The 6,471-nt window shown below is 67.9% G+C and carries 8 protein-coding genes; 4 read left to right on the top strand and 4 right to left on the bottom strand.

The genetic code is table 11. The annotated features are described in order from the left end of the window. The 3 genes from modC to modA all read right to left on the bottom strand — a co-directional run. Positions 1-699, bottom strand: a 699-nt coding sequence (gene modC, locus DBR23_RS21100; RefSeq protein WP_233250638.1) for a molybdenum ABC transporter ATP-binding protein, incomplete at its 3' end; no start/stop codon positions are given. Further along, positions 696-1,379, bottom strand: a complete 684-nt coding sequence (modB, locus tag DBR23_RS21095; RefSeq protein WP_099730282.1) for a molybdate ABC transporter permease subunit — start codon at positions 1,377-1,379, stop codon at positions 696-698. The genes modC and modB, both read right to left, overlap by 4 nt. Positions 1,380-1,418: 39 nt before the next feature. Further along, a complete protein-coding gene (modA, locus tag DBR23_RS21090) occupies positions 1,419-2,162 on the bottom strand; it encodes a molybdate ABC transporter substrate-binding protein (RefSeq protein WP_233250641.1) in 744 nt (247 codons plus the stop codon). Positions 2,163-2,281: 119 nt separating this feature from the next. Between modA and DBR23_RS21085 the strand changes: the two genes are divergently transcribed. Continuing rightward, positions 2,282-3,034 carry a TOBE domain-containing protein gene (locus DBR23_RS21085; protein WP_108499497.1) on the top strand — a complete coding sequence of 251 codons (753 nt, stop codon included), beginning with the start codon at positions 2,282-2,284 and terminating at the stop codon, positions 3,032-3,034. A gap of 48 nt (positions 3,035-3,082) precedes the next feature. On the opposite strand, the gene DBR23_RS21080 is transcribed toward DBR23_RS21085, so the two are convergent. Beyond that, entirely contained in the window at positions 3,083-3,478 is a 396-nt protein-coding gene (locus DBR23_RS21080; RefSeq protein WP_233250637.1) for a DUF2845 domain-containing protein, read from the bottom strand. A 140-nt stretch (positions 3,479-3,618) separates the two neighbouring features. On the opposite strand from DBR23_RS21080, the gene DBR23_RS21075 reads away from it, so the two are divergent. The 3 genes from DBR23_RS21075 to DBR23_RS21065 all read left to right on the top strand — a co-directional run. Then, entirely contained in the window at positions 3,619-4,344 is a 726-nt protein-coding gene (locus DBR23_RS21075) for a response regulator transcription factor (protein WP_056744825.1), read from the top strand. A gap of 59 nt (positions 4,345-4,403) precedes the next feature. Further along, positions 4,404-5,741 carry an ATP-binding protein gene (locus DBR23_RS21070; protein ID WP_233250640.1) on the top strand — a complete coding sequence of 446 codons (1,338 nt, stop codon included), beginning with the start codon at positions 4,404-4,406 and terminating at the stop codon, positions 5,739-5,741. 1 nt (position 5,742) lies between these two features. After that, positions 5,743-6,471: ABC transporter ATP-binding protein (locus DBR23_RS21065; protein WP_233250636.1), on the top strand; the 729-nt coding region annotated here is incomplete at its 3' end.

Here is a 6,471-nt window from a genome sequence, read left to right as displayed (position 1 = left end):
GCCCATGGTGCTGGGCGACGACAGCACCTGGTCCACCGGCCCGGCGGCCTTGACCTGACCGCCCTCCAGCACCACCAGGTGGTCGGCCAGCCGTGCCAGTTCGTCGGCAGAGTGCGTGACATACAGCATGGGGATGTGCAGCTCGTCGCGCAGGCGCTCCAGCCAGGGCATGATCTCCTGGCGCCGCGCCAGGTCGAGTGCGGCCATGGGCTCGTCCAGCAGCAGCAGGCGGGGGGAAGTTGCCAAGGCACGGGCAATGGCCACCCGCTGGCGCTCGCCGCCCGAGAGCTGGCCGGGCCGGCGCTGCAACAGGCGGCCGATGCCCAGCAGTTCGATGGCCGTCTGCAGCGTGGCCTCGGCCTGCGCAGACCGGGCGCGCTTCAGGCCATACCGCAGGTTGCCCAGTACGTCCAAGTGCTCGAACAGGCTGGCCTCCTGGAACACGTAGCCCAGCGCCCGCTGATAGGTGGGCAGAAACACCTGGGTGGCATCGTCCTGCCACACCTCGCCAGCCACCACCACCAGGCCGGGGTGCGCGCGCTCCAGCCCCGCCACGCAGCGCAGCACGCTGGTCTTGCCCGAGCCCGAGGTGCCAAACAGCACCGTGATGCCGCTGCCGGGCAGGTGCAGGTCCACGGCCAGTTCAAAGTCAGCACGCGGCAGCGCAAGCTGGATGCGCAGGTCGTCGGGCGCACTCATGGCAGCACCCGCGAGCCACGGTTCTTGAGCAGCGCCAGGCACAGCAGCACCACGAACGAGAACAGCACCATGCCGCCCGCCAGCCAGTGCGCCTGGGCGTATTCCATGGCTTCCACATGGCCGTAGATCTGGGTGGAGACCACCCGCGTCTTGCCCGGGATGTTGCCGCCAATCATCAGCACCACGCCAAACTCGCCCACGGTGTGGGCAAAACTCAGGATGGCTGCGGTGAGCAGACCGGTGCGGGCCTGCGGCAAGGCCACCGTGAAAAACGCATCCACCGGGCTGGCCCGCAGGGTGGCGGCCACTTCCATCGGGCGGCGGCCCATCGACTCGAAGGCATGCTGCAGCGGCTGCACTGCAAACGGCATGGAGAACACCACCGACCCAATCACCAAGCCCGTGAAGGTGAACGACAGCAGGCCCCAGCCCATGGCCTGCGTGAACTGCCCCAGCGGCCCGGCAGGCCCCATGGCCACCAGCAGGTAAAAGCCGAGCACCGAGGGCGGCAGCACCAACGGCAGGGTCACAAAGGCGCCCACGGGCCCTTTCCACCACGACTCGGTTTGCGACAGCCACCAGGCCAGTGGCGTGGCGATCAACAGCAGCACGAGGGTGGTGAGGGTGGCAAGCTGCAGGGTCAGCCAGATGGCTTGCAGTGCTTCAGGGCCCAGAGGCATAAAAGAAAAGGGCGGTGGCGTGGATGGGGTGTGAGTATCTCAGTGCTCGTAGCCAAAGCCGCGGATGACCGCACGCGCCTTGTCGCCCTTAAGGTATTGCAGCAATGCTGCCGCCGCGGCGTTGCCCTGGCCTTTGTTCAGCAGCACGGCGTCCTGGCGGAGCGGTGTGTAGAGCGCTGCAGGGATGGCCCACACCGAGCCCTCCACCAGGCGGCCATCGGCCATCACCTGCGACAGGGCGACAAAACCGAGCTGGGCATTCTGGGTCGCAACGAACTGGTGGGTCTGGGCAATGTTCTCACCCTGCACAAACTTGGGCCGCAGAGCGTTCAGCACGCCCAGCTGGGTCATCACTTCCACGGCGGCGGCTCCGTAAGGGGCGAGCTTGGGGTCGGCCACCGCGATCTTGTCGAAGGTGCCGGATTTGAGCACCTGGCCTTGGGCATCTACCAGGCCGGGCTGCTTGCTCCACAGGGCCAGCTTGCCAATGGCATAGGTGAAACGGCTGGCATCGACCGCCAGGCCTTCCTTGGCGAGCCTGGCCGGGGTTTCATCATCGGCGGACAGCAGCAGGTCAAACGGCGCACCGTTCTTGATCTGCGCATAGAACCGCCCGGTGGAGCCAAAAGCCAGCGTGGCTTTGTGGCCGGTGTCCTGCTCAAACAGGCGGGCAATCTTCTGCATCGGGGCTGTGAAGTTGGCGGCCACGGCCACCGGCACCTCACCCGCTTGGGCCGAAACCGCCATCGCCAACGAGGCGGCCAGAGACAACAGGAAACGCATCACGACAATCTCGCTATTCTTCATTGGAATAACGAGACTGTAGCATGTCAGTCGCATCGCTATTCCGTTGATGAACAGCGATGCCTCAAGCGTCTGTACCGCCCAGTTAACATGCCCGCATGAGCAATTCTTCACTGCCCCTGGCCGAGGTGCTGGGCCACGAGGCCACGGACAAACGCATCGACATCCTGCGCCGCATTGGCGAGGTGGGCTCCATTTCCGAGGCGGCGCGGGGCGCGGGCGTGAGCTACAAGGCCGCCTGGCAGGCACTGGAGACGCTGACCAACCTGGCCGGGGTGCCGCTGGTGGAGAAGGTGGTGGGCGGCAGCGGCGGCGGCGGGGCCGCGCTCACCCCAGCCGGCCAGCGGGTGCTGCAGGCGGCCCATGCGCTGGCGGATGCACGCCAACAGGTGCTGGGCCGATTGAAGAGCGATGACGACGCAGCGACCGGCCGCGCCGCACTGGCGCTGCGCACCAGCATGCGCAACCAGTTTCCTTGCACCGTGGGCAAGGTGCGGGCCGTGGGAGGGCAGGTGCGCGTGCAGCTGCTGCTGGCGGATGGGCAGGCGCTGCATGCGTCCATCACGCGGGTCAGCGCGCAGTTGCTGGGTTTGAAGGCAGGGGTTGGTGTGCTGGCGCTGTGCAAGGCGACGGCGGTTCAGGTGGCCCAGGCCCCTGGCAGTCCCGCAGGCAATGCCATGGCCGGGGTGGTGCGTAGCGTCGCTCGCGGCGCCGCCCCCGAGGTGGTGCTGCAGCTGCCCTGCGGCATCCAGCTGGTGGGCTTTGCCGCTGAAGGAGCCAAGGTTCGAGCGGGCCAGCAAGCCACGGCGGTTTTTGACGAATCCAGCATCGTCATCGCCGCGGCTTCCTGAGGGTTGAGGGTCTTCCAGCGCATTGGACAGGCGGGCCAGCGGGCCCCGCTACCTGCTGCGATCGCCGTCGCGCACGGATTCGATCGTGCCGTTGTAGATGCGAACCACCCCCAGAAAGGTGCCCGGCCCCCGGTCGTACGTCCACTCTTCCATGGGCACACACTGGTTGGCCAGCACTGCTGCGGGACCGCCCGGGCGGTAGGGCGTCACCACCCAGCCCAGCTGCAGCATGGAAACGCACACGCCCTCGCGGTAGATGGGGTCGCCACATTTTTGCAGCAGCGTCACGGGAGAGTCGCCTTTGCCCACCAGTGATCCATTGCAGCGCAGGGACTGCGATGCCTGGGCCGGCAGCACCGTGCACAGGGCCAGTGCGGTTGCCACCAGCTGCAAGGTCCTTCGATAAAGGCCTGGCAGCGCTGTCTGGTTCCGGAGGTATCTCATGGAGGCGGTTTCGAAAATACTGCGCATTACTGTACAGCGGCACAGCCGTGGAGGGGTGTGCACCGCCTTTCGCTTCGCTTTCATCGCCTGTCCGTAGAAGCACAGTGGCCCCAGCCCGCCACAGGCGGCATGATCGGGGGATGAAACTGCTGTTGGTCGAAGACGATTTTGATCTGGCCGGGGCCCTGAGCCGCAGTCTGGTGGCCCGTGGGTTCGAGGTGTTGTGCTGCGCAGATGGCAAGGAGGCCCTGGCGGCTGCGCGGCGCACCGCGTTTGACGTGATCACGCTCGACCTGTCGCTGCCGGGCCTGGACGGGCTGGAGGTGCTGCGGCGCCTGCGCGATGGCGGCAGCACCACACCGGTACTGGCGTTGACCGCCCGCGCTGCCGTCACGGACCGGGTGGCAGGACTGGAGGCCGGGGCCGATGACTACCTGGCCAAGCCCTTTGACCTGGATGAGCTGGTGGCGCGGCTGCGGGCCCTGACGCGCCGCGTGGGGCGCGACGGGCAGTTGCGCTGCGGGGCGCTGTACCGCGAGCCGGGCAGTGGCGTGTTCTACAACGATGCCTTGCCGCTGGAGCTGTCGCAGCGGGAGTCCGAGCTGCTGCGGCTACTGATGTCGCGCGTGGACCGGGTGGTCAGCAAGGAAGAGCTGCGCACCCAGGTGTTTGCCAACACGGACGAGCAGGTGCAAGCCGACGCGGTGGAAGTGGTGGTGCACCGGCTGCGCAAGAAGCTGGTGGGCACCAACGCCGAGATCGTGACCTTGCGCGGCGTGGGCTACCTGCTGTGCGATGCCGACAGCATGGCCGCCCACAAGACGGACAAAGCCGACAAGTCCGACAAGGGCGGGGTGGCCCGGTGACGCTGCGGTGGTGGTGGCAGCGGCGGCCCTGGCGGCCGCGGGGCGGCTCATTGCAGCGGGTGCTGCTGGTGGGCTGGCTGGTGCCGCTGTGGGGGCTGGTGGCCGTGATCTGCGTGGTGCAATGGACCTATCAGGCGCAGCATGACGCCACCGCGCAAGATGAGGCCTTGCGCCAGGCGCTGGCGCATTGGCCCGCAGATCTGTCAGCAGAGCCTGCCGCATCCCTGCCTGCCCAACCAGTGCCCGGTGTCTGGTACCGCGAGAGCAATCTGGACGGCGAACGCCTGGCTGGCAGCGCCGATCTGCCGCGCGTGCCTCCCACCGAGGTGGTGCGTGACCCCGGTGCCGTGCACTTCTACCTGGCGCAGGTCGGGGACCAACTGGTGCGGGTGGCCGTGACCCTGTACCAGCCCACCGGGGTGAAGGAGGGGCAAGCCGTGGCTGCGCCCGTGGTGCGCCAGGCGGCACGCCCGCTGGGCGAGCGCCTGCCTGGTGCGCGCCGCCTGCTGGGCGGTGGCTCGGGCCTGTGGTGGGTGGTTCTGCTGGCGTTGGCGATGACCTCCGTGGCGGTGCTGCTGGCGCGGGCTGCGTCGGGCTGGTTGCGGCATGCAGATGTGTCGCTGATGCGGCCGCCCAGCGGCGACGTTGTGGGCACTGCAGAGCGCATCTACGAAGGCCCGTCGGAACTCGCGCCCGCCGTGCAGCACTTTGCCGAGCTGCAACACAGCCAGAGCCGCTGGATCGAGGAGCAGCGGCGCTTTCTGGCCGATGCCACCCACCAGTTGCGCACCCCCATGGCCGTGCTGCGCACCCAGCTGCAGGCCGCCATGGCCGGAGACATGCTGGTGGGCGATGCGCTGCAGCAGATGCTGCACACCGTGGACCGCGCCTCGGGCCTGGCCAACCAGTTGCTCAGCCTGAGCAAGGTGGAGCAGCTCAAGCGCATGGGCGAGCTGCCCAACGTGGACCTGAACGCGATTGCCCGCGAGGCCGTGATGGAGCTGGCACCGCTGATTGCGGCCAAACGGCTCGACTTTGCGCTGGAGGGCCCTGACACGCTGTGGGCACCCGGCGACGCAGCGCTGCTGGGCGAACTGATGCGCAACCTCCTGGCCAACGCCATCCACCACACGCCCACCCATGGGCGGCTGGGTGTGCTGCTGCGCGACAGCACCGGGCGGCGCGAGGTGCTGGTGTGGGACGAGGGCCCCGGCATCGACGACGCCGTGCGGCAGCGACTGTTCCAGCCGTTTTCGGCGGGGAAGGGCGGGGTGGGGCTGGGGTTGTCCATCTGCCGGCAGATTGCCGAGGCGATGGGCGCCCAGGTTACGCTGTTCAACCGCATGGACGCGGGGCAGGTCATCGGCGTGGATGCCGTGGTGGCCTGGGAAGAATGAGATGCCCGTGACGGCCCCCTCCGAGACACCTGCAGCGCATGGCATCGAGTTCCGGGATGTCAGCAAGCGCTACGGCTCATCGCCTGACGCTCCGCTGGTCGTGGACCACATCAGCTTCAGCGTGCCGCGTGGAACGCTTACCACCATCCTCGGGCCATCGGGCTGCGGCAAGACGACCACGCTGCGCCTGATTGCCGGGCTCGAATCGCCCACATCGGGCCGCATCTTCATCGAAGGGCAGGATGTGACCCCGCTCGGCCCGGCGCAGCGCAACGTGAGCCTGGTGTTCCAGAACTACGCACTGTTTCCGCACATGAACGTCATCGACAACGTGGTCTACGGCCTGCATTTGTCGGGCCTGGGCAAACAGCAGGTGCGCGACAAGGCGCGTGCCATGCTCGACACCGTGGGCCTGCACGGTCTGGACCAGCGCAGGCCGCACGAGTTGTCGGGCGGGCAGCAGCAGCGCGTGGCCCTGGCCCGCGCGCTGGCGCTGGAGCCTGCCGTGCTGCTGTTTGACGAACCCCTGTCCAACCTGGACGCCCGCCTGCGCCGTTCCATGCGCGAGGAAATTCGCGCCCTGCAGCAGCGCCTGAAGCTCACCGTGGCCTATGTCACCCACGACCAGTCCGAGGCCCTGGCCGTCAGCGACCAGATCGTGGTGATGGACCGGGGCGCCATCGCCCAGCGCGGCGCGCCCAGCGCGCTGTACGAGCAACCCACGTCCGAG

Source organism: Acidovorax sp. HMWF018 (assembly GCF_003061035.1).
In the GTDB taxonomy this organism is placed as follows: Bacteria; Pseudomonadota; Gammaproteobacteria; order Burkholderiales; family Burkholderiaceae_C; genus Acidovorax; species Acidovorax delafieldii.
Note: the sequence above shows the minus strand (reverse complement) of the source record. Positions and strands in the feature narration are given on the sequence as shown.

What these genes read in the sequence shown, in the direction of transcription:
- DBR23_RS21080 (WP_233250637.1), bottom strand. Translation starts at nt 3,478, where the DNA reads ATGAGATACCTCCGGAACCAGACAGCGCTGCCAGGCCTTTATCGAAGG.
- DBR23_RS21075 (WP_056744825.1), top strand. Translation starts at nt 3,619, where the DNA reads ATGAAACTGCTGTTGGTCGAAGACGATTTTGATCTGGCCGGGGCCCTG.
- modB (WP_099730282.1), bottom strand. Translation starts at nt 1,379, where the DNA reads ATGCCTCTGGGCCCTGAAGCACTGCAAGCCATCTGGCTGACCCTGCAG.
- modA (WP_233250641.1), bottom strand. Translation starts at nt 2,162, where the DNA reads ATGCGTTTCCTGTTGTCTCTGGCCGCCTCGTTGGCGATGGCGGTTTCG.
- DBR23_RS21085 (WP_108499497.1), top strand. Translation starts at nt 2,282, where the DNA reads ATGAGCAATTCTTCACTGCCCCTGGCCGAGGTGCTGGGCCACGAGGCC.